A 20,896-nucleotide genomic window follows, 5' to 3' on the forward strand; every position below is an offset into this window, starting at 1 on the left:
TTTTGGTGCTTGTGCCCTGGCCGAGCGATAATGCGGGTTATCGAATCAGGGAGAACACCATGGACGAGATTGATGATCTGTCCGATCTGCCGATGCCTCGCTTTATCTGGGGCTTCGCGATCTTTACGCCCAAGGGCGGCGAGGTCATGCATGACGAATTTGAATATCTGACCCACACTCGCGCGCCCCGCTTCACCTGCCGGGTAGTCGAACTGGAAGACATGCCGGTCGACAGCGAGGAAAGCGGCATCGACGGGCGCATCGTGCATTACGACGAGCCCGGCCGCCTGTTCTACATCTCCGACGCCGGCATTGCGCTGGTGAACTTTGAGCTGTTCGACAAAGTGCCGGAGAAGCAAAAGCTCAAGAAAATCTGCGATGAGGCCATCGAAAACTGGATGCTTCGCCGCGATTTCCTCGACTCGGAAGAAGGCGAAGAGGACTGAGCGCCCTTTGCTCCACCCCGAAGGGATGACGGCCATAAGGCTGTGATCCCCTGGAGCGGTCCCCGCGGCCGCTCCGTTCCCTCCGCCCTGGCGTGCCTCGCCGCGGGCAACCGCACTGCCCCGAGTCTTTCCCGCCCCCGTCAGCCCAGTCCTACACCGCAAGCGGAAACCGCCGGACACCCTGCCAAAACGGCCGTGCCTATAGTGGAACCGTGGAAAACAGATAGGAAAGGAAGGAAATCATGCCCTACATTCTCGCCTGGCTGCTCGGTGTCCCTGCCTTCGTATTGCTGCTGATCTGGCTGTTCGTGCATTGAGGTTTTGCCCTCGCTCACACCGGAACGGCATCCGGGAGACCCCCCTTAATAAACCCCTCAAAGCAAAACAGCAAAAGCAAAACGCCCGCTGAAACCCAGCGGGCGTTTTGCTTGCTTCTGTTTGCTACGGCCCTGCGCACCACACCGTTTGCGTGGACAAAAAGGCACAAACCAGTGCTTCTTGCCCACCCGGCCCAGCGCGCTGCAATCAGGCTGCCGCGTCTTCCTGCGGCAGGCCGCGTTCCAGCGCTTCTTTCAGCAGGCCGCTCATGCCACCGGCGTGTGCCGGCGCCAGTGCCTGCAGGCGCTTCACCAGTTCGGCATCCAGCTTGCATGCAAACGGCACCAGGCCTTGTTCCTGGTCGAGCCGGCGCTGTTCGCGGCGATCGACCTTGGCCGGGCCGGTATCACGGCCGGCACGGACTGCCGCGGACAGCTTCAGGCTGTTTGCGAGCTTCAACGCTTTGTTCTTTTCGAGGTCGGTCTTTTTCACGGCTTGTTCCGCTAGAGTCTGTCTGGGGCGGTATTGTACGCAGGTCGGCGGGAAGGCCCACCTTTCCGACGTGCACATGACGCGATGCACGCCTGGCCGGCACTGCATGGCGTCACCGCGCCAGCCCCCTACCGCGCCTGCCTCACCTCGATCAAATCCGCCGCCACCCGCTCGATCTCCGCATAGACGGGAAGCGCCTCGTCGGGGCCGGTGCACCCGACACCGGTCGCGCTGGCTTCGTCCGCGCCCAACGGATGAAAGACAAAGGCCATGCCTGGCTTCCACCTCGGGTCGTTCTTCAGGCTTTCATTGAGGATGGCCAGGTACTGGCTGCGAGTGAACACGTGTTTTGACATCTTCACCTCCGATGATTTGTCGGGATCGTAGCATGGCGCGCGGCCCGATTCGGGTGAGCCTCGATTCACGCGCGCCAACCCGCATGCGATGATCACCTTGCATTTGCAGCAATCGAGCCCTTCCCGATGCCACATCGGTGCCACACCGAGGCTGCATCGATAAGACATTGCCAAGACAACGATAAGACAAAGGATGAGACAAATGATACGCAGCACTTTGCCTGCGCTGGCGGTCGCACTGCTGGCCGCCTGCGCGGCCCCGGCCAACACGCAAAATACCGCACCGCTCACGACCGGCTTCTCCGCCACGCAACTGGACAGCATGAGCGCGCGCGTGCGTGCCGATGTCGCGCAAGGGCGCATTCCCGGCGCCGTCTACCTGGTGGCCCGCAATGGCAGCATCGTCAACACGCAGACCATTGGCTGGCAGGACACGGCGGGCAAGGTGCCGATGCGCCCGGACTCGATATTCCGCATCTACTCGATGAGCAAGCCGATCGTCTCGGTGGCAGTCATGATGATGGTCGAGGACGGCCGCATCCAGCTGGCCGACCCGGTGTCGAAGTACCTGCCCGAGCTTAAGGACCTGCGCGTTGGCGTGGAGAAGATCGACGCTGCCGGCAAGCCCGTGCTGGAACTGGTGCCCGCCCAGCGCGAAATGACCGTGCAGGACCTGCTGCGCCACACGTCTGGCCTGACCTACGGCGTGTTCGGCAAGTCGCTTGTCAAGGAGGAATACAAGCGGCTGGACGTGGATGCCACCGAGCAAAGCAATACCGAGTTCATCGCGCGTCTGGCCAAGGTGCCGCTGCAGTTCCAGCCCGGCACCACGTGGGAATACAGCCGCTCCACCGATGTCCTGGGCGCCCTGCTCGAGCGCGTGTCGGGCCAGACGCTGGCCACGCATCTGCAGCAGCGGATCTTTGCGCCATTGCAGATGAAGGACACCGGTTTCTGGGTTCCGCCGGCACAACAAGGCCGCATTGCGGAGCCCTTTGCCGTCGATCCCGACAGCAAGGTGCCGGTCGGGCTGATCGACGTACGCCGCGCCCCGAAGCTTGAATCGGGCGGCGGCGGCCTGGTGTCGACCGCGGCCGACTACTTCCGCTTTGCCCAGATGCTGCTCAATGGCGGCGAGATCGACGGGGTGCGCCTGCTATCGCCCAAGACGGTCGCCTACATGACGGCCGACCACCTTGGCATCGTGGGCGCCCGTTCCCTGGCGCGCGGCGCGGCCTACCTGCCGGGGCCGGGCTATGGCTTTGGCCTGGGGTTCGGCACGCGCACGGGCACCGGCGAATCGGCCACGCCGGGATCGGTCGGGGACTACTACTGGGGCGGGGTCGGGGGCACCTACTTCTGGGTCGACCCGAAGGAGAAGACCGTGGCGATCTGGATGATGCAGGCGCCGGGGCAGCGCGAGTATTACCGCGCGTGGTTCAGGAACACGGTGTACAGCGCCATGATCCCATGAGCCCATGACTTCATAGCGCCATAGCGCCGTGATGAAGCGCCGCGGTGGCCGCCCGCTGCCACCGCGGCTGCCGCGCTTGACCGCCCCCCAAGGCCTCCCTACAGCGCCCTACAGCGCAGCAACGGACTCGCCCGGCACCAGGCCGTTGATGATGTCCTCGCCGAACTTCACGGCGCCGCGGCGCGCGGTGCCGATATTGTCCCAGGGCGCGGCGCTGAGGCGAAACACGCGCGAGCGCTCGGTCCCCGGCTCATGCCCTTCGCGGCAGATCACCACCGACGCGTTGAAGCTGCGATCCGGCCGGCGCTCGGGCCAGGTACGTTCCGCCTGGTGACGATAGATCAGCGGGTAGAGATCGAAGCCTTTGTAGCGGGTGAAAGGTCCAGTGTCCAACTTGCGCTCCCCTGTCGATGATGGATGGGTGGATGCGGCCGGCGCCGCACCGCCACGGATTCGCCCCGCCCTGTTGCCAGGCGGTGGCGGGAATGCTTTCAGGCAAATCGGGCCGCGTCAGTCTGCCGGCTGTATCGACCAACCCGGCCCCTTGCCGTTCTTGTCGCTCTCATGGCGCCAGCGGCAGCCGCAATCGGCACAGGTGTAGGTGGCAAAGGTGATCGCGGGCTGGCCACGCGGCTTGATGCGCTGCGTATCCGTCAGAAGCAGCCGGGGATGCCCCGTGCCACCGGTCGAGCCGGGCCGTATCTGCGCACAGGCCTCGCACATGCTCATCATCGCTCCCGCGCCTTGCACATGCAGTCAGCGAGCGGGCCGCTGCGCGCCGACAGTGTCAATGCTGCGCTTTCCCATGGCGCGCGTAGCGGCTACTTATCCGCCGCCATCGCCTTGAGCTGCGCGTCGCCAGCCACGCGCGCCGCGTCCGAGGTGGTGAAGGTATCGTCCGAAACAATGGTGCGCTTGACCATCTGCGCAGCGAAGTCGACCAGCGTGATCACCCACACATAGCGCCCGGCCTGCGGCGCTGTCTGGACAATTGCCTGAAGATGCGGCGTGGAATCCTTAGCCATGATGCTCCTCCGGAGAATCGGATCAGGCCACTGTAGCACGAGTTGCGCACGAGGCTGCCGCAACGCCGGTGCACCGCGCTTGTCAGACCACCTGCAGTTCGCGCAGCGTTTCCAGATCGGCCGGCGTCAGGCCAAGCTCGGCGTAGAACGCCGCGTTGTGCTCGCCCACCGCGGGGCCGCTGCGGGGTGCCGGTGGCGCATGGCCGGAAAACCTCGGCACCACGCAGGGCGCGGGAATCGAGCCGAGATCGGGGTCGGGCAGGCGGACGACCGCGCCGCGTGACTGGAAATGCGGATCCTCCAGGATATCGACAATGGTGAAGATCTTGCTGAACGGGATCTCGTGCGCGCCCAGCGCCCGCGCCACGGCTTCGTCGTCATGCGCGGCAAACCAGGTCTTGACGATGGCGTCGAGCGTATCGAGATGACGCACGCGCGCCGGGTTGCTGGCATAGCGCGGATCGTCGGCCATGGCAGGTTTGCCGATGGCATGGCAAAGCCGGCGGAAGATCGGGTCCGATGACGCCACGAGCGAAACCCAGTGCCCGTCCGCGGTAGCGTACATATTCGATGGCGCGGTGTAGGTGGCGCGATTGCCGGCGCGCTGGCGCACCTGCCCCAGTTGCTCGTACTCCACTGCCAGTGGCTCCAGCAGGCGGAACAGTGCCTCGGTGGCGGACAGGTCGATCTCGCGGCCACGCGCCTCGTTGCCATGCGCGTGCGCGCGCCGGCTGTCGGCCACGGCGGCTGCGATCGAGAACGCGCCGAACAGCCCGGCCACCATGTCGCCCATCGGATAGTTCATGTGCATCGGCGAGCCCGACGGATCGCCCGCCAGGTTGGTGAACCCGCTCATCGCCTCGAACACGCGCGCAAAGCCGGCTCGCCCCGCATACGGCCCCGTCTGGCCAAAGCCGGTCAGGCGCAGGATCGTCAGGCGCGGATTGGCTGCGTGCAAGGTCTCGGCGTCGAGGCCCCAGCGGTCCAGCGTGCCGGTGCGGAAATTCTCTACCAGCACATCGAACCGCGGCAGCATCTTGAGAAACAGCGCGCGTCCTTGCGGCTTGCGCACATCCAGCGTGATGCCGCGCTTGCCGCGATTGGTGACCTTCCAGTACAGCGGCAGCTTGTCCTTCACCGGCGCGAGCCCGCGCAGCGGATCGGTGCCATCGGGCAACTCGAGCTTGACGACTTCCGCGCCCATGTCCGCGCATAGCGTGCTGGCAAATGGCGCGGCGACTACCGTGGCCATGTCGAGGATGCGCACGCCGGCGAGCGGTCCGTTCTGCTGCGCGGCGGGCGCGTCTTGATCTATGTGGTTCATGCGGGTGCCGAGGCGATGTTCTGGTGTGTTGGAAATTGGCTCAGGGCAGCGTGCTTAGTCGAGCGTGGTTCCAGTCGACTTCACCAGCGCGGCCCACCACGCCGTATCACTGCGGATCAGCGCGGCGAACTGCTCGGGCGTGTTGCCTACCGGCTCCGCGCCGAGGTCCACCAGGCGCTTGCGAATCTGGGGCTTGGCCAGGATCTTCGCTGTCGCATCATGCAGCTTGGCAATGATCGGGCGCGGCGTGCCAGCCGGCGCCATCAGCCCCTTCCACGCGGTCACCACATAGCCCCTGAGCCCGGCCTCCTCGACCGTCGGCACATCGGGCAAGGCGCTGGCGCGCTTGTCGCTGGCCACCGCCAGGGCACGCAGGCGGCCCGATTGCACAAACGGCAGCAACGCCGGCATGTTGTCGATCATCAGCGTGATATGCCCGGCGATCAGGTCGGCCACCGCGGGGCCGCTGCCCTTGTACGGTACGTGCTGCAGCTTGATGCCGGCGGACTGGTTCAGCAACTCGCCAGCGAGTTGCGCCGTGGTGCCGTTGCCCGGCGAGCCAAAGCTGAGCTGCCCGGGCTTGCTCTTGGCATAGGCGATGAACTCCTTGAGGTTGTGCGCAGGCACCGACGGGTTGACCGCCATCAGGTTGTGCTCGCGCGCCAGCATCGTGACCGGTGCGAGGTCTCGCAGGGGGTCATAGGACATGCGCGCGTAAAGGCTGGGGTTGATCACCGTGGGACCGGCCGCGGCCAGCAGCAGCGTGTAGCCATCGGGCGCAGCCTTGGCCACCGCATCGCCGCCGATATTGCCGCCAGCGCCTGCCTTGTTCTCAACGACCACGGTCTGGCCGAGTTCTTCCTTCAATTGCTCGGCCAGCAAGCGCGCCAGCGTGTCGGTGGACCCACCCGGCGGGAACGGCACGACCAGGCGGATCACTTTGGCCGGATAACTTGCCTCGGCCAGCGCCGGTTGCGCAAGCCCAGGCAGGGTCAGCAGGACAGAGCCCGCTGCAAGCAAGGTTTTCAACATGGTGTCTCCTTGAAGGAATGACGCCGCCTGGCAAGTTGGCCGGCGGCTGTTCTGCGCTTTCGTGATCAGCTCGCCGCGGCCTGCGCCAGCGTGCGCTTGGCGATATTGAGCTGGTGGATCTGGCTGGTGCCTTCGTACAGGCGGAACAGGCGTACGTCGCGATAGAAGCGCTCGATGCCGAAGTCCGCGATATAGCCGTAGCCGCCAAACATCTGCACGCAGCGATCCGCCACGCGCCCGCACATCTCGGAGGCGAAGTACTTGCACATCGAGGCTTGCATGGTCACGTCTTCGCCGCGATCGCGCTGGCGCGCCGTTTCCATGATCAGCGCGCGCGCAGCAAAGATCTCGGTCTGGCAATCGGCGATCATTGCCTGCACCAGCTGGAACTCCGCCAACGGCTGGCCGAACTGCTGGCGCCCGGTGACGAAGCGGATCGCTTCGTCCAGCATGCGGATGGCCGGCCCCGTGCACAGCGCCGCCAGATGGATGCGCTGCTTGTTGAGCACCTTCATCGCCGTGCGAAATCCTTGCCCTTCCTCGCCTCCGATCAGGTTGGCGCCGGGCACGCGGCAATCGTTGAAGTGCACCTCCGAGACCGGCGAGCCCTCTTGCCCCATCTTGCGATAAGGCTGCCCCGTGGTCAGGCCCGGCGTGCCGCGCTCCACGATAAACGCCGAGATGCCGGCCGCCCCGCTACGCGCGGGATCGGTACGCGCCATCACGGTGAACAAGCCAGCAATGGGCGCATTGGTGATGAAGCACTTGGTGCCGTTGAGCACATAGTGGTCGCCGTCGCGCCGCGCGGAAGTCGTCAGCGCCGTGGCATCCGAACCGGCCTCCGGCTCGGTCAGCGCGAACGAGCCGGTCAGCTCGCCACTGGCGAGCAAAGGCAGGTAGCGGCGCTTTTGCTCGGGCGTGCCATCCGCCACCAGCGCTTCCGAGCCAATGCCGGTATTGGTGCCCACCCGCGCGCGGAAGGCCACCGAGCACTGTGACAACTCCAGCGCCGCCAGCACGAGTTCCTCGGTTGTCATGCCGGCGCCGCCGTACGCCTCGGGAATCGAAAAGCCGAACAAGCCCAGCTCGGCCATTTCCTTTACCAGCGCTTCGGGTATGGCATCGAGCGCGGCCACCTCGGCCTCGCGCGGCACCAGCCGCTCGCGCACGAAACGCCGCAATTCGGCCAGAAAGGCTTGAAAGGCGTCCGGTTCCCTGATCATCAGTCTTGCTCCATCCGGTAAGTGCGGCCGGGATCGGCTGCGTGGAAACCAGCGTAGCAACCCGTGCCAGAAAAACGGATCGATGTTTCGCTATCTTGAACGCGAGGCGTGCCCGGAATGCCCGGCGATGGCTATGATGGATGCGTACCACTGCCCTGCGATGCAGCCCATGCGCCGCCTTTGAACCGCCTTTGAACCGCCTTTGAACCGCTTTTCTCTCACGCCAGATGCCGCTCCGCCCCCATCACCCGGACCCTGCCTTCGCCACCACGCTGGCGCACGGGCTAGCGCTGCTGCAGTGCTTTCGCGTGGGAGAGACGGTCATGAGCAACAAGCAATTGGCGGAGCGCACCGGGCTGTCCAAGGCCACCATCAGCCGCCTGACGTACACGCTGGCGGCACGCGGCCTGTTGCTCTACGACACCGATCTGCGCCGCTACCGGCTGGGCTCCACTGCGCTCTCGCTTGGCTACCCGCTGCTGGCCAGCCTCAAGGTCAGGCAGCTTGCGCGCCCGTTGATGAAGCAGCTCGCCGACGAAGTGGGCGGCTCGGTCTCGCTCGGCCTGCGCGACCGGCTGCAAATGGTCTACGTGGAGACCAGCCGCGGGCACGACGCCATCGCCTTCCGGCCCGATATCGGCGCATCGCTGCCCATGCTCCCCACCGCCATCGGACGCGCCTGGCTGTGCCAGGCATCCCCCGACGAGCGCGAGCCGGTGCTGGCGGCGCTACGCGCCAGCGACGCCGCGCAATGGCAGGCGCACGCCACCGCGCTGGAAGCCGCGGCGCACGATTTCGCCACGCTTGGCTTCTGCCTGTCGCGCGGGGAATGGCAGCGCGACGTGCATGCCGTGGCCGTGCCGATGCGTGCCGAGATCGACGGCGAGGTGCTGGTCTTCAATTGCGGGGTGCCAGGCGGCAGGATGACACCACGAAAGCTCGAACGCGAAATGGGGCCGCGCCTGCTGCGGATGGTGCGGCGCGTGGAAGCGTCGTTGGGGATCGCGTGATGGCATCGGCGCCCTCACCCGGCCGATCGCGCGGCACGCCCGTAGGCGACGAGCGCGACACCGGCGATCGCCAGTTCGCCACCACGCTCGCGCACGGCATCGATATCCTGCTGGCCTACCGCCCTGGCGAATCCCTGCTCGGCAACAAGGAGTTTGCACAACGCACCGGCCAGTCGAGATCAGCCGTGGCAAGGCTCACGCACACGCTGACCGTGCTCGGCTACCTGCGGCGCGACGCCGCGCAAGCCAAGTACCGGCTCGGCGCGCCCGTGCTCTCGCTCGGCTATCCGCTGCTAGCCAGCATGCATATCCGCCAGATCGCCCGGCCGTTGATGAAAGAGCTCGCCGACCGCGTCGGCGGTGCGGTATCGCTAGGCATGCGCGACCGCACGCAGATGATCTATGTGGAGACCGCCCGCTCCACCGACAGCCTTGTCGCGGTGCCGGACATCGGCGCCGCGCTGCCCATGCTCACCACCGCGATCGGCAAGGCCTGGCTATGCAAGGCGCCCGCCGAAGAGCGTGAAAGCGTGCTCAATCGCCTGCGCCTCCAAGACCCCGATGCCTTCCTGCGCTTCCAGCCACAGATCTTGCGCCTGCGGCAGGATTTCGAGGCCAAGGGCTACTGCGTGAACCGTGGCGAATGGCGCAGCGATGTCCATGCCTTTGCCGTGCCGCTGTTCCGGCCGGTGGATTCGCAATGGCTGATCTTCAACTGCGGGGTATCAGCACAAGCCAAGCCATTCGCCGCGCGCGAGCGGGAAGTCGCGCCGGGGCTGATGGATCTGGTGCGAAACGTGGAAAGGCTGCAGGGGATGCGGTGAGTACGCCCAAACAGCTCAGCCTCAATGCTCGAAATCCAGCCCGCCAAGCAGCACGGTAGGGTCTGCCTGCGAGCGCGTCCCGAAATCGATCTGCCGGGGCGTTTGCCACGCGCGCATCTTGCCCGGCAGGGCCGCGAGATAGTGCTCGAATTTTTCCGCGCCACCGGCGGCGAACAGCGCTTCTACCTCGAGGCCGTCCCACGACAGATAGACGTTCAATGGCTGCGCGAACCGCCGCGGCTCATCGAACGACTCGCCGGAAAGGCGGACGCGCGCGGCGCGGCCAGGCCTCTCGTCCGGCACCACCTCGACGTGAACGCGGCGCTTGAACAAATCCACGATCGTCTGCGCAATCCGCGGGGCGAACTCCGCATTGAAACGCGCTGCAATGTCTTGGCTCACTGTGTGTCTCTTCCCGATTTTTTATCGATCGTAGCACGGCGCGTTTGCCGCGACGGCATCGGGAACACGCGCGGATCGCCACGTGCAGCAGAACTCACAAGCACGATGGCCCGCCGGCAAAAACCAAGCGTGAGAGCCACCAGCAACCCGCCATTAAACTCAGGTTGACCCCGATTCCTGCTGACCTATACTGAAGTCCTGCCGACTGAGACACGCAGTAGCAAAGCGAAGGTAAGTGGCAGATGATCCTCTGGCCAGCATGGCAGTGAGATCGAGCAAGCCGATTAGGCTTGCAAGTCCGAACCGGATCCCAATGAGTTTGCCGACCCGGTTCGGTCCCCTCCCCCCTTCAACCGCGGGAAATGAAAAAGCACCTGCTACAGGTGCTTTTTCATGTGTGGAGAGTTCGCCCATGCCAGCGCGCAAGACCCGCGCACTGCCCCTGAAGCTGCCCCGAAAATAGAAAAAGCCCTTGAATACCAAGGGCTTTTTCCGTTGTTCTGGCGGAGAGACGGGGATTCGAACCCCGGATAGGTATTAACCTATACACGCTTTCCAGGCGTGCGACTTAAACCACTCATCCATCTCTCCAGCAAGTCCGCGAGTATATCAGAGTGTTGTTTCGCAAATCTAGTGTTTCGTGATCGAAGACACTAGCCGCGTCGCAAGTACGTCACGAGACGGTCAATCACCGGGGCGTTGCGCGGCGTCAGCAGGCTGACCAGGATGGCTACGGCAAAGCCGGCGGGCACGCCGAATGCGCCGGAAGCGATCGGGTCCACGCCGAACCAGCGATTGCCGAAAATGCCGGTCATGCGGGTAAAGAACGGGTAGTTGACGAAGATATAGTAGACCGCCACGCCGAGTCCGGCCACCATGCCTGCCACCGCGCCCGCAGCCGTGGTGCGGCGCCAGAAGATCGCCAGCACCAGCACCGGGAAGAAACTGGACGCGGCCAGGGAGAAGGCCGCGCCAACGAGAAAGAGAATATTGCCGGGCCGCAGCGAGGTGACGTAAGAGGCAAACAGGGCCACGCCCAGCAGCACGATCTTGGCCGTGGTGACACGCCGCTGGTGACTCGCGGTGCGGTCGACCATGTGATAGAAAACGTCGTGCGACAGCGCGTTGGCAATGGTGAGCAGCAGGCCGTCGGCGGTGGATAGCGCGGCCGCCAGCGCGCCCGCGGCAACCAGCCCCGAGATCACGTAAGGCAAGCCCGCGATTTCCGGTGCGGCCAGCACGATCATGTCGGGCTGGATGAGGATCTCCGCCCACTGCACGATGCCGTCGCCGTTCACATCGCGAATGCCGAACACCGGCGGGTCGACCTTGCGCCATTGCACTACCCACTGCGGCAGTTCCGCGTATGGCGTGCCAACCAGGTGCTGGAAGAACTCGTACTTGACCAGCGCCGCCAGCGCGGGCGCGGAGACGTAGAGCAGCGCAATGAAGAACACCGCCCACGCCACCGAGTTGCGCGACTCCTTCACCGAAGGTGTGGTGTAGAGCCGCGTCAGGATATGTGGCAGGCTGGCGGTGCCCAGCATCAGGCAGAACACCAGCAACACGAAGTTCAGCCGTTTGGTCTTGCGCTCCGCCTCCGAGGGCGACGGATAGGGCTCGGTCGACGGCGTGGAGGGCTGGCTGCGCGCCAGGGCTTCTTCGCGCTGCTGGTTCCATTGCTGCTGGGCCGCCGCTATGTCACGCGGAAACTCGACCCGCTCGCGCTCCACCGTCTTGATCTCGCGCAGGGGTGCGTTACGCAAGCGCAGCTCCTGCAAGCGCGCGGACAGCGCATTGCGCTCCTCATCGAACGATTGCGGCAGCCGCGAGATGCGGTCCTGCATCTGGATGGCCTGCTGGCGGTAGTACTCGCGCACGGCCTGCTCGGCCGGGTCGCGCTCGATGCTGCGCTCGCGCGTGTCGAGCTGCTGCAGCAGCGTGCCGTAGCTCAGTTGCGGCAGCGCTTGGTGATGGTGCTTCCACGCGATCATCGAGACCGTGACCAGGAAGGCCGCGATCAGCATGATGTATTGCGCGACCTGGGTCCAGGTCACCGCGCGCATGCCGCCAAGGAAGGAGCACACCAAGATGCCGGCCAGGCCGAAGAACACGCCGACGGCGAACTCCACGCCGATAAAGCGCGTGACGATCAGCCCTACCCCCTGGATCTGCGCCACCAGATAGACGAAGGAACATAACGATGCCGCCAACACGGCGATCGCGCGCACTGGCATGTTGCCGCCGGGCTTGCCATTGCCATAGCGCGCGGCGAGGAAGTCGGGGATGGTGTAGCCGCCGTACTTGCGCAGGTAGGGCGCGAGCAGGAACGCGACCAGGCAATAGCCGCCGGTCCAGCCCATCACGTAGGCCAGGCCTTCGTAGCCCGACGCAAACAGGATGCCGGCCAAGCCGATGAAGGACGCCGCGCTCATCCAGTCGGCTGCGATCGCCATGCCGTTGAACAACGCGGGTACGCGCCGGCCAGCTACATAGTATTCATTGAGGTCGGAGGTGCGGCAGATCAGCCCGATGCACGCATAGATGGCGATGGTGACGAACAGGAAGACGTAGCCGAGCCAGAGAGCATCGCCGCTGGAATGCTCCAGCAGGCCCATCATGCCGATAAAGACAAACAGGCCTATCGTGAACAAGCCGTAGTACAGCAGCAGCCGTCGGCGAAAGCGCGACTGTTCATCAGGCATGGGAGCAGTGGTTGGGCAGCCGGGTTGGGCAGCCGGGTTGGGCAGCCGGGTTGGGCGAGCAAGCAACCTGCCGGCACGCGCAGGGCGTGCCGGCAGGGGCGGATGACCGCGTTGTCTCGTTATCGCGTTATTGTGCCTGCTTCAACTGCTCCAGGATGGCGGGGTTTTCCAGGGTGGACGTGTCCTGGGTGATCTCTTCGTTCTTGGCCAGCGAGCGCAACAGGCGCCGCATGATCTTGCCGGAACGCGTCTTGGGCAGGTTGTCGCCAAAGCGGATGTCGCGGGGCTTGGCGATCGGGCCGATCTCCTTGCCCACCCAGTTGCGCAGCTCCGCGGCGATCTGTTTGGCTTCTTCCTCGTTCGGGCGGGAGCGCTTGAGCACCACGAAGGCGCAGATGGCCTCGCCGGTCATGTCGTCCGGGCGGCCCACCACGGCGGCTTCCGCCACCATCGGGTTGGAGACCAGCGCGGACTCGATTTCCATCGTGCCCATGCGGTGGCCCGAGACGTTGAGCACGTCGTCGATACGGCCCATGATGGTGAAGTAGCCGGTCTCCTTGTCACGGATCGAGCCGTCGCCTGCAAGGTACAGCTTGCCGCCGAGTTCTTCCGGGAAGTAGCTCTTCTTGAAGCGCTCCGGGTCGCCCCAGATGGTGCGGATCATTGAAGGCCAGGGCCGCTTGACCACCAGGATGCCACCGCTGCCGTTCGGCACGTCCTGCCCCGTCTCGTCGACGATGGCCGCGATGATGCCCGGCAGCGGCAAGGTGCACGAGCCCGGCACCAGCGGCGTAGCGCCCGGCAGCGGCGTGATCATGTGGCCGCCGGTCTCGGTCTGCCAGAAGGTGTCGACCACCGGGCAGCGCTCGCCGCCGATATTCTGGTAGTACCACATCCACGCTTCGGGGTTGATGGGCTCGCCCACCGTGCCCAGCAGGCGCAGGCTGGACAGGTCGTATTGCTTGGGATGGATCTTCTCGTCGGCCTCGGCCGCCTTGATCAGCGAGCGGATCGCAGTCGGCGCGGTGTAGAAGATGCTGACCTTGTGGCGCGCGATCATGTCCCAGAAGCGGCCGGCGTTGGGATAAGTGGGCACCCCTTCGAACACCACCTGCGTGGCGCCGGCGGCCAGCGGGCCGTAGGCGATGTAGGTGTGCCCGGTGACCCAGCCGATATCGGCGGTACACCAGAACATGTCGCCGGGCTTGATGTCGAAGCTCCATTTCATCGTCATCAGCGCCCACAGCAGGTAGCCGCCGGTGCTGTGCTGCACGCCCTTGGGCTTGCCGGTTGAGCCAGAGGTGTAGAGCACAAATAGCGGATGCTCGGCGCTGACGGGCTCGGGCTCGCAGGTCTGCGGCTGGCCGGCGGCGACATCGTCCATCCAGCGGTCGCGGCCTTCGGCCCAGTTGACCTTGCCGCCCGTGCGGCGGTACACGATCACGCTCTTCACGGCTTCGCAGCCACCCAGCGCCAGCGCTTCATCGGCGATGGCCTTGAGTGGCAGCGCCTTGCCGCCGCGCATCTGCTCGTCGGCGGTGATCAGCGCCACCGCGCCCACGTCGACCAGCCGCTCTTGCAGCGACTTGGCGGAGAAGCCGCCGAACACCACCGAGTGCGTGGCGCCAAGGCGCGCGCAGGCTTGCATGGCTACGACGCCCTCGACGGACATGGGCATGTAGATGACGACGCGGTCGCCCTTCCTGATGCCCAGCGCCTTGAGGCCGTTGGCAAACTGGCACACTTTGGCATGCAACTGGCGATAGGTGACCTTGGTAACGGTGCCGTCGTCAGCCTCGAAGACAATGGCCACCTTCTCGGCATTGCCGTTGTCCAGGTTGCGATCCAGGCAGTTAAAGGAAGCATTGAGCTCGCCGTCCTCGAACCACTTGTAAAACGGCGCATTGCTCTCGTCCAGCACCTTGGTGAAGGGCTTGGTCCAGTGCAGTTGCTCGCGGGCGTGGCGCGCCCAGAAACCCTCGTAGTCGCGCTCAGCCTCGTCGCACAAAGCCTGGTAAGCCTCCATGCTGGGGATCGCGGCTTGCTTGGCGAACGACGCCGGGGGATTGAAAATGCGATGCTCCTGCATCACGGACTCGATGGCGGACATTTGTTTGTCTCCTGATATAGCGTGGCTGCCTGGCTGCGAACTTACGCTCGACGGCTTACTTAAACCTGACGCTGCCAAACCCAACCCGCTCGCATGCCGCCACCCGTGCGCCGGCTGCTGCGGCGCACCATGGATAACGGCCGGACACGGGTAAGGATGTGCAGCCTTCTCCATTAGGCTAGCACAGCTATAATGCCGCGAGCCCTATCCCGAACGCGGCGCTGCGGCATTGCGGACCTTCGCTGGCAGACATGCTCAGCGCAACGCGCCTGCGCTAGCCACCGGCCAGTACCGTGCCAGAACCAGGCCAGAAGCCGGCCAGATCCCGATCAAACAGCGCCGCCACCCAGAACCCCGTGCCCATCCACGCCCTCTTCCTGATTGCCTCAATGGCCCTCGTCGGCAGCAATGTCGGGCTGGGCAAGGCCATCGTCGCTTACGTACCCATCCTGCTGTTCGCGCTGCTGCGCTTCGCCATCGCCATCGTGTGCCTGGCGCCCTGGTACCGCCCCGCGCGCATGCGCGCCGTCTCGCGCGGCGAATGGCTCAACCTCTTCCTGCAAGCCTTTTTCGGCACGTTCCTGTTCACGCTGCTAATGCTGGGCGGCGTGCGGCTGACCAGCGCCATGGCCGCAGGCGTGATCACCAGCACCATCCCGGCGACCGTGGCCCTGCTCTCATGGCTGATCCTGCGCGAGCGGCTATCGCGGCGCACCGTGTTCTCGGTCTTGCTAGCGGTGGCGGGCATTGCGGTGCTGAACGTGGCGCGGGGCACAGACCACGGCGGCGGCAGCGCTGCCGACGTCGGCAGCGAGCATGCGCTGCTCGGCAACCTGATGATCATGGGCGCGGTGGTCTGCGAATCGATCTACGTGATCCTCTCGCGGCGCCTGGCGCAAACCCTGGCGGCCATCGAGATCTGCGCCTACACGCACTTGATCGGCGGGCTGCTGATGCTGCCACTGGGCCTGATGCCGCTGCTGCATTTCGACATGGCATCGGTTCCGGCGAGCATATGGTGGATGGTGCTCTGGTATGCGCTGTCGGCCAGCATCTTCTCGTTCTGGCTGTGGATGAAAGGCGTGCGCCATGTGCCGGCACAGATGGCGGGCGTGTTCACTGCGGTGCTGCCGATCGCGGCCGCCACCTACGGCATCGTCTTCCTCGGGGAGACGCCGGGCTGGCCGCACGGCGTGGCGCTCGCCTGTGTGCTGGCCGGCATCGCACTGGCGAGCTGGCCCGGACCGCTGGCCCGCCGCGCCTGGCGCGCCAGCAGGACAGGCAAGGGCTAGCCCATTGAGGGGCTTCGGCCCAACGCCGGCATCACAGAACCGCAGCCAAGGCCGCGGATTTTTTCGCCGGCAGCCAGCGCTTCATGCCACCAGATGCTCTGGCGGTTGCGGCGCGGGCAGCACGAGGCAGACCTGGAAACCGCCCCCGGGCGCATTGCGAGCGAGGCATTTGCCCCCCATGCGTTCCACCAGGCGGCTGACGATCGCCAGCCCAAGGCCACAATGGCCGTCGCCGCCACGCGAGGTGTCTAGCCGCACGAATGGACGCATCGCCACCTCGACCTGCGCATCCGGCATGCCCTCGCCATGGTCGCGTATCACGATATGCCAGTGCTCGCCGTCCAGCCGGGTCTCGATCTGGATCGGCGGCATGCCGTACTCCAGCGCGTTGTCCACCAGGTTGGTGACCATCCGGTCCACCAGCGTGCGTGGCAACAAGAACCGCGGCCCGGCGTCCACGCGCAACTGAAACAACGCGCCGGAAAACTGCTGGCGCAGAAAGGCATCGACTTCGATGGCCGCACCGGGATCGGGACTCTCGTTCGCGTACTCCAGGAACTGGTTGACGATATGCGTGATCGAGTCGATGTCCTGCACAAAGCCACCGCGCTCAGCGGTGTCCGCGAGCACGTCGGCACGCAGGCGCAGCCGGGTCAGCGGCGACTTCAGGTCGTGCGCCACGCCGGCGAGCATGACCGCCTGGTTCTCGCGGCTCTCCGCCTGCCTGCGCATCATGTCGTTGAAGGACTCGGCCAGATAGCGCAACTCGGACGGGCCCGTCACCGGAATCAGCGCCGCGCTCCCGCCATTGCCAAGCTCGCGCGCGGCACCGGCCACGCGGGCGATCGGGCGCTGCATCTGCCATGCCACGAACAGGGACAGCAGGATCGCCGCGACCAGCATGCCCGTGGTTTCAAAGACGAACGGCGGCAATGGCGGCGGCCGCATGTCCAGCGCCATGACCGCCCAGCGGGACTGCCCGGGAAGGCGCGCCCACAGGTGCGGCGGCCATGCCTGGTCCACACGCAGCTCCGCCCCTGCTGGAAGCCCTTGCCGAAGGTCACGCAGCAGATGGCGCAAGGGTCCATGCTCTGGCAACGGGCCGGCGGCGGGCTCGGTGCCAAGGGCGGCAAGCCGGATGGCGGCGCCTGGCTTGCGCTGCGCGCCGGCACCCGGCCTCCCGTCGAGCGTGCCCAGCGCCAGCACGATGCCCCGTGCCATGCCGTCCGCCTGACCATGCGGGCGCAGGTGAAACATCAGCGCGGTCCAGCCCAGATGGACAATGACGAGCACGGAGACGGATAGCACCGCCATGCGCCCAAACAGCGTATTGAACGGATTCTTCATGCGTCCGGCGCTTCGTCGAGGTCGTCGGCTTCGTCGGCGCAGAACGCGTCGAGCCCGGGGACGAAGACGTAGCCGCGGCCCCGCACGGTCTGGATGTAACGAGGCACGGATGGATCCTCCTCGATCACGCGGCGCAAACGCCAGACCGGCACATCCAGGCTGCGGTCGCGGAAATGCATGTCGGAGCCATAGAGACGGTCGTGCAGCCGGGCGCGCGAAAGCACCTTCATCGGGTGGCCGGTGAAGACCTTGAGCATGGCGAATTCGGTATCGCGCAAAGGCAGGCGCTCGCCGTCGCGGGTCAAGATGCGGGCGGAAAAATCGACGTCGAACGGGCCAAAACTGTAAGAGTGACGCTGCTCCGGCGCGCTCCCCGGGGCCTGCGGGCGGCGGCGCAGCACCGCGTGGATCCGCGCCAGCAATTCGCGCGAGCAAAATGGCTTGGGCAGGTAATCGTCGGCGCCAAGCTCCAGGCCCGCGGCACGGTCGGCGGCCTCGCCACGCGCCGACAGGAAAATCATGGGCACATCGTCACCGGCAGCGCGCACTTCCTGCAACGCGCTCAGCCCATCCTTGCGCGGCATCATGATATCGAGCAGCACCACCGATGGCCTCTCTTGCGTGAGGCGACGCGACAAATCGTAGCCGTCATGCAGCACTGACACCGTCATGCCGCTGGATAGCAGGATGCGTGACAGCAGGTCACAGGCGACAGGGTCGTCGTCGACGAGAAGCACGTGAGGAGTCATGAATGTGATGGCGCGCGCACGCTGCCGGGGCAGCATGCGCAGGGCGTGCCGGGAACAGCAGCACCCCCTTGCGGGTGGTTCTTTATGCCTGCGTGGTAACGAAGTTGCCGACGGTGCTCATCGTACCGTTGCCGCTGCTCAGGTTGGCCGAGAGCGTCTGCAGGAACGACTGCAAGGATACCGTCGATCCCGAGCTACCGGATTGCTGAAGCGCGGAAAAATCCGTCTCGAGGGTCGCGAGCGTTGCTGAGGCCGGGTTGCTGGCGCTATCCGAACTGGCACCACTCGATGAAGTGCTGCTGGCGCCAGCTTCTTGCGCCAGGCTGGACAGGTCCGCGCTGACGCTCTGGTAGTGGTGATGATGGTGGTGATGGCCGGTTGCGCCAGCCGGCGATTGGGTCGTCTGCGCAGCATCGGTGCCGGTCGCGCTGGCTACGGTGCTGTCGGTCGTGCTGGCGGCGGTGGTAGCGGTGGTAGCAGCGCTCGTGCCCTGGCTCGCGGTGGTGCCGGCAGCCTGGGCGGCAAGTGCCTGGAACAGCGCGCCGACGAACGCCTGCACCGCGTTGCCGGACGCATCGGCGCTGTCCGTTGCGCTGGACGCGGTGGTGCTGCTGCTGGCGGCGGCGCCCGAAGCGGTGCTGGCAGAGGTGGCGGAAGTGGCAGACGAGGCGGACGCCGCGGTCGTCGAACTGTCAGTGCTGGACGACGAGGTCGTGATGCCCAACTGCGCCAGTGTTTGCTGAAGTGCCTGCATCAGCGCATCGGCCGGATTGCTGGCCGAGTTGCTGGTGTCGCTGCCACTGGACGCATCCTGGCTACCGCAGCTTTTGCCGGTGTACTGCGTCTGAAAGAGGCTGGACAGCGACGTGTTGCTGCCAATTGCGCTCAAGGTCATGGTCACATCTCCGTTATTGAGGAGATGCCAAGATAACCGCCGGCCCACCGTGAACATGCGCCAAGGAGAAAACGGAATCGGGGCCTTTTCACCCGCCCGTAAGGCCCTGTAAGGCAAGCGTCGCAGGCAGGCGAAGAACTTCGCGGCAGGAAGCGCGCATCGGCCGGCCGTGAGCAGCGAAGCGCACCTGCGGCCCTGTCGACAACCGCATGCAGTCAGGCACCTCCCCCTCGCTAGGTGTATGATTTCGGGCTGAATTTCCCCTCGACTGTCCTCCCCACAAAAATGACTGTCATCAAACAAGAAGACCTCATCCAGAGCGTCGCCGACTCCCTGCAATACATCAGCTATTACCACCCGATGGACTACATCACCAGCCTGGGCCGTGCCTATGAGCTGGAGCAGAGTCCCGCGGCCAAGGATGCGATCGCGCAGATCCTGACCAACAGCCGCATGTGCGCTGAAGGCAAGCGCCCGATCTGCCAGGACACCGGCATCGTGACGATCTTCGTCAAGGTCGGCATGGATGTGCGCTGGGATGGCGCCACCATGGGCCTGTCGGACATGATCAACGAAGGCGTGCGCCGCGGCTACACCAACCCGGACAACGTGCTGCGCGCGTCCATCGTGAGCCCGCCCGAAGGCGGCCGCAAGAACACCAAGGACAACACCCCTGCCGTGATCCACTACGAAGTGGTGCCGGGCAATGCCGTGGACATCCAGGTGGCGGCCAAGGGCGGCGGCTCGGAGAACAAGTCGAAGTTCGTCATGCTCAACCCGTCCGACTCCATCGTCGACTGGGTGCTCAAGACCGTGCCGACCATGGGCGCGGGCTGGTGCCCGCCGGGCATGCTGGGCATCGGCATCGGCGGCACCGCCGAGAAGGCCATGGTCATGGCCAAGGAATCGCTGATGGACCCGATCGACATCCAGGACGTGATCGCTCGCGGCCCGCAGGACTGGATCGAGGAAATGCGCGTCGAGCTGTACGAGAAGGTCAATGCGCTTGGCATCGGCGCGCAAGGCCTGGGCGGCCTGGCTACCGTGCTGGACGTCAAGATCATGGGCTACCCCACCCACGCTGCCTCCAAGCCGGTCGCGATGATCCCGAACTGCGCGGCCACCCGCCATGTGCACTTCACGCTGGACGGCAGCGGCCCGGCCAAGCTCGAAGCGCCTGACCTGTCGGCCTGGCCGAAGGTCGAGTGGGCACCGAACACCGAGACTTCCAAGCGCGTCGACCTGAACACGCTGACGCCGGCAGAAGTCGCCTCGTGGAAGCCGGGCCAGACCCTGCTGCTCAACGGCAAGATGCTGACCGGCCGCGACGCCGCGCACAAGCGCATCGCCGACATGCTGGCCAAGGGCGAGAAGCTGCCAGTGGACTTCACCAACCGCGTGATCTACTACGTGGGCCCGGTCGATCCGGTGCGCGACGAGGCCGTCGGCCCGGCAGGTCCCACCACCGCTACCCGCATGGACAAGTTCACCGAGATGATGCTGGCCGAAACCGGCCTGATCTCGATGATCGGCAAGGCCGAGCGCGGCCCGGTGGCGATCGAGGCCATCAAGAAGCACAAGTCTGCCTACCTGATGGCAGTCGGCGGCGCGGCCTACCTGGTGGCCAAGGCTATCCGGCACGCCAAGGTGGTCGGCTTCGAAGACCTGGGCATGGAAGCCATCTACGAGTTCGACGTCAAGGACATGCCCGTGACGGTGGCCGTGGACAGCGAAGGCACCTCCGTGCACAAGACCGGCCCCGCCGAATGGCAAGCCAAGATCGGCAAGATCCCGGTCGCTGCGCTGTAACGCGAGCCACGCCGTGACAGCGCAGCTGTCTGCAAAAGCCGGGTCTTCCGACCCGGCTTTTTG

At 65.4% G+C, this 20,896-nt stretch carries 20 protein-coding genes and 1 tRNA gene; 6 read left to right on the top strand and 15 right to left on the bottom strand.

Going from position 1 to position 20,896, the window contains the following annotated elements; all coding sequences use genetic code 11:
* The first annotated feature begins 59 nt into the window (after nt 1-59).
* Entirely contained in the window at nt 60-446 is a 387-nt protein-coding gene (locus tag AC07XB_RS11395; RefSeq protein ID WP_043347745.1) for a hypothetical protein, read from the top strand.
* A gap of 525 nt (nt 447-971) precedes the next feature.
* On the opposite strand, the gene AC07XB_RS11400 is transcribed toward AC07XB_RS11395, so the two are convergent.
* Both AC07XB_RS11400 and AC07XB_RS11405 read right to left on the bottom strand, forming a co-directional pair.
* Nucleotides 972-1,256 carry a hypothetical protein gene (locus AC07XB_RS11400; protein ID WP_043347749.1) on the bottom strand — a complete coding sequence of 95 codons (285 nt, stop codon included), beginning with the start codon at nt 1,254-1,256 and terminating at the stop codon, nt 972-974.
* 128 nt (nt 1,257-1,384) lie between these two features.
* The gene (locus AC07XB_RS11405) at nt 1,385-1,612 is read right to left on the bottom strand and encodes a hypothetical protein (protein ID WP_150983206.1); all 228 of its coding nucleotides are present in this window, start codon (nt 1,610-1,612) and stop codon (nt 1,385-1,387) included.
* A 202-nt stretch (nt 1,613-1,814) separates the two neighbouring features.
* On the opposite strand from AC07XB_RS11405, the gene AC07XB_RS11410 reads away from it, so the two are divergent.
* A complete protein-coding gene (locus AC07XB_RS11410) occupies nt 1,815-3,086 on the top strand; it encodes a serine hydrolase domain-containing protein (protein WP_492829165.1) in 1,272 nt (423 codons plus the stop codon).
* Nucleotides 3,087-3,194: 108 nt separating this feature from the next.
* Here AC07XB_RS11410 and AC07XB_RS11415 read toward each other — a convergent pair whose 3' ends face one another.
* The 6 genes from AC07XB_RS11415 to AC07XB_RS11440 form a co-directional block, all read right to left on the bottom strand.
* Nucleotides 3,195-3,479 carry a hypothetical protein gene (locus AC07XB_RS11415; RefSeq protein ID WP_043347757.1) on the bottom strand — a complete coding sequence of 95 codons (285 nt, stop codon included), beginning with the start codon at nt 3,477-3,479 and terminating at the stop codon, nt 3,195-3,197.
* A 117-nt stretch (nt 3,480-3,596) separates the two neighbouring features.
* Nucleotides 3,597-3,818 carry a hypothetical protein gene (locus AC07XB_RS11420; RefSeq protein WP_253927639.1) on the bottom strand — a complete coding sequence of 74 codons (222 nt, stop codon included), beginning with the start codon at nt 3,816-3,818 and terminating at the stop codon, nt 3,597-3,599.
* Between the two features lie 89 nt (nt 3,819-3,907).
* Complete coding sequence (locus tag AC07XB_RS11425; RefSeq protein WP_043347764.1) at nt 3,908-4,111, bottom strand: hypothetical protein; 204 nt, start codon at nt 4,109-4,111, stop codon at nt 3,908-3,910.
* Nucleotides 4,112-4,193: 82 nt separating this feature from the next.
* The gene (locus AC07XB_RS11430; protein ID WP_492829163.1) at nt 4,194-5,435 is read right to left on the bottom strand and encodes a CaiB/BaiF CoA transferase family protein; all 1,242 of its coding nucleotides are present in this window, start codon (nt 5,433-5,435) and stop codon (nt 4,194-4,196) included.
* 54 nt (nt 5,436-5,489) lie between these two features.
* Nucleotides 5,490-6,467 carry a Bug family tripartite tricarboxylate transporter substrate binding protein gene (locus AC07XB_RS11435; protein WP_492376232.1) on the bottom strand — a complete coding sequence of 326 codons (978 nt, stop codon included), beginning with the start codon at nt 6,465-6,467 and terminating at the stop codon, nt 5,490-5,492.
* Nucleotides 6,468-6,532: 65 nt separating this feature from the next.
* Complete coding sequence (locus tag AC07XB_RS11440) at nt 6,533-7,690, bottom strand: acyl-CoA dehydrogenase family protein (protein WP_416049155.1); 1,158 nt, start codon at nt 7,688-7,690, stop codon at nt 6,533-6,535.
* A 227-nt stretch (nt 7,691-7,917) separates the two neighbouring features.
* Here AC07XB_RS11440 and AC07XB_RS11445 point away from each other — a divergent pair, with 227 nt between their 5' ends.
* Nucleotides 7,918-8,700 carry an IclR family transcriptional regulator gene (locus AC07XB_RS11445; RefSeq protein ID WP_492376233.1) on the top strand — a complete coding sequence of 261 codons (783 nt, stop codon included), beginning with the start codon at nt 7,918-7,920 and terminating at the stop codon, nt 8,698-8,700.
* The gene (locus AC07XB_RS11450) at nt 8,700-9,524 is read left to right on the top strand and encodes an IclR family transcriptional regulator (protein WP_492809131.1); all 825 of its coding nucleotides are present in this window, start codon (nt 8,700-8,702) and stop codon (nt 9,522-9,524) included. Before AC07XB_RS11445 ends, AC07XB_RS11450 begins: the two co-directional genes overlap by 1 nt.
* A 21-nt stretch (nt 9,525-9,545) precedes the next feature.
* Here the strand turns inward: AC07XB_RS11450 and AC07XB_RS11455 are convergent, their stop codons facing one another.
* The 4 genes from AC07XB_RS11455 to acs all read right to left on the bottom strand — a co-directional run bounded on the left by AC07XB_RS11455 (nt 9,546) and on the right by acs (nt 14,741).
* Nucleotides 9,546-9,926 (bottom strand): DUF5594 family protein, encoded by a 381-nt coding sequence (locus AC07XB_RS11455; protein WP_492829161.1) that lies wholly within the window; start codon nt 9,924-9,926, stop codon nt 9,546-9,548.
* A 501-nt stretch (nt 9,927-10,427) separates the two neighbouring features.
* Nucleotides 10,428-10,517: transfer RNA gene (locus tag AC07XB_RS11460), tRNA-Ser, on the bottom strand.
* Nucleotides 10,518-10,579: 62 nt separating this feature from the next.
* Nucleotides 10,580-12,631, bottom strand: coding sequence for a VC_2705 family sodium/solute symporter (locus tag AC07XB_RS11465; RefSeq protein ID WP_492829159.1), 2,052 nt, complete (start codon nt 12,629-12,631; stop codon nt 10,580-10,582).
* Nucleotides 12,632-12,758: 127 nt separating this feature from the next.
* A complete protein-coding gene (gene acs, locus AC07XB_RS11470) occupies nt 12,759-14,741 on the bottom strand; it encodes an acetate--CoA ligase (protein ID WP_492829157.1) in 1,983 nt (660 codons plus the stop codon).
* Between the two features lie 356 nt (nt 14,742-15,097).
* Between acs and AC07XB_RS11475 the strand changes: the two genes are divergently transcribed.
* The gene (locus tag AC07XB_RS11475; RefSeq protein WP_492376238.1) at nt 15,098-16,033 is read left to right on the top strand and encodes a DMT family transporter; all 936 of its coding nucleotides are present in this window, start codon (nt 15,098-15,100) and stop codon (nt 16,031-16,033) included.
* A gap of 81 nt (nt 16,034-16,114) precedes the next feature.
* Here the strand turns inward: AC07XB_RS11475 and AC07XB_RS11480 are convergent, their stop codons facing one another.
* The 3 genes from AC07XB_RS11480 to AC07XB_RS11490 all read right to left on the bottom strand — a co-directional run bounded on the left by AC07XB_RS11480 (nt 16,115) and on the right by AC07XB_RS11490 (nt 19,024).
* The gene (locus AC07XB_RS11480; protein WP_492829155.1) at nt 16,115-17,380 is read right to left on the bottom strand and encodes a sensor histidine kinase; all 1,266 of its coding nucleotides are present in this window, start codon (nt 17,378-17,380) and stop codon (nt 16,115-16,117) included.
* Nucleotides 17,377-18,129 (bottom strand): response regulator, encoded by a 753-nt coding sequence (locus AC07XB_RS11485; protein ID WP_492829153.1) that lies wholly within the window; start codon nt 18,127-18,129, stop codon nt 17,377-17,379. Before AC07XB_RS11485 ends, AC07XB_RS11480 begins: the two co-directional genes overlap by 4 nt.
* 82 nt (nt 18,130-18,211) lie before the next feature.
* A complete protein-coding gene (locus tag AC07XB_RS11490; protein ID WP_492829151.1) occupies nt 18,212-19,024 on the bottom strand; it encodes a hypothetical protein in 813 nt (270 codons plus the stop codon).
* 285 nt (nt 19,025-19,309) lie between these two features.
* On the opposite strand from AC07XB_RS11490, the gene AC07XB_RS11495 reads away from it, so the two are divergent.
* The gene (locus AC07XB_RS11495) at nt 19,310-20,833 is read left to right on the top strand and encodes a fumarate hydratase (RefSeq protein WP_492829149.1); all 1,524 of its coding nucleotides are present in this window, start codon (nt 19,310-19,312) and stop codon (nt 20,831-20,833) included.
* The last annotated feature ends 63 nt before the right edge of the window (nt 20,834-20,896 follow it).

The sequence above is a fragment of the Cupriavidus sp. GW821-FHT02F09 genome (assembly GCF_059421605.1).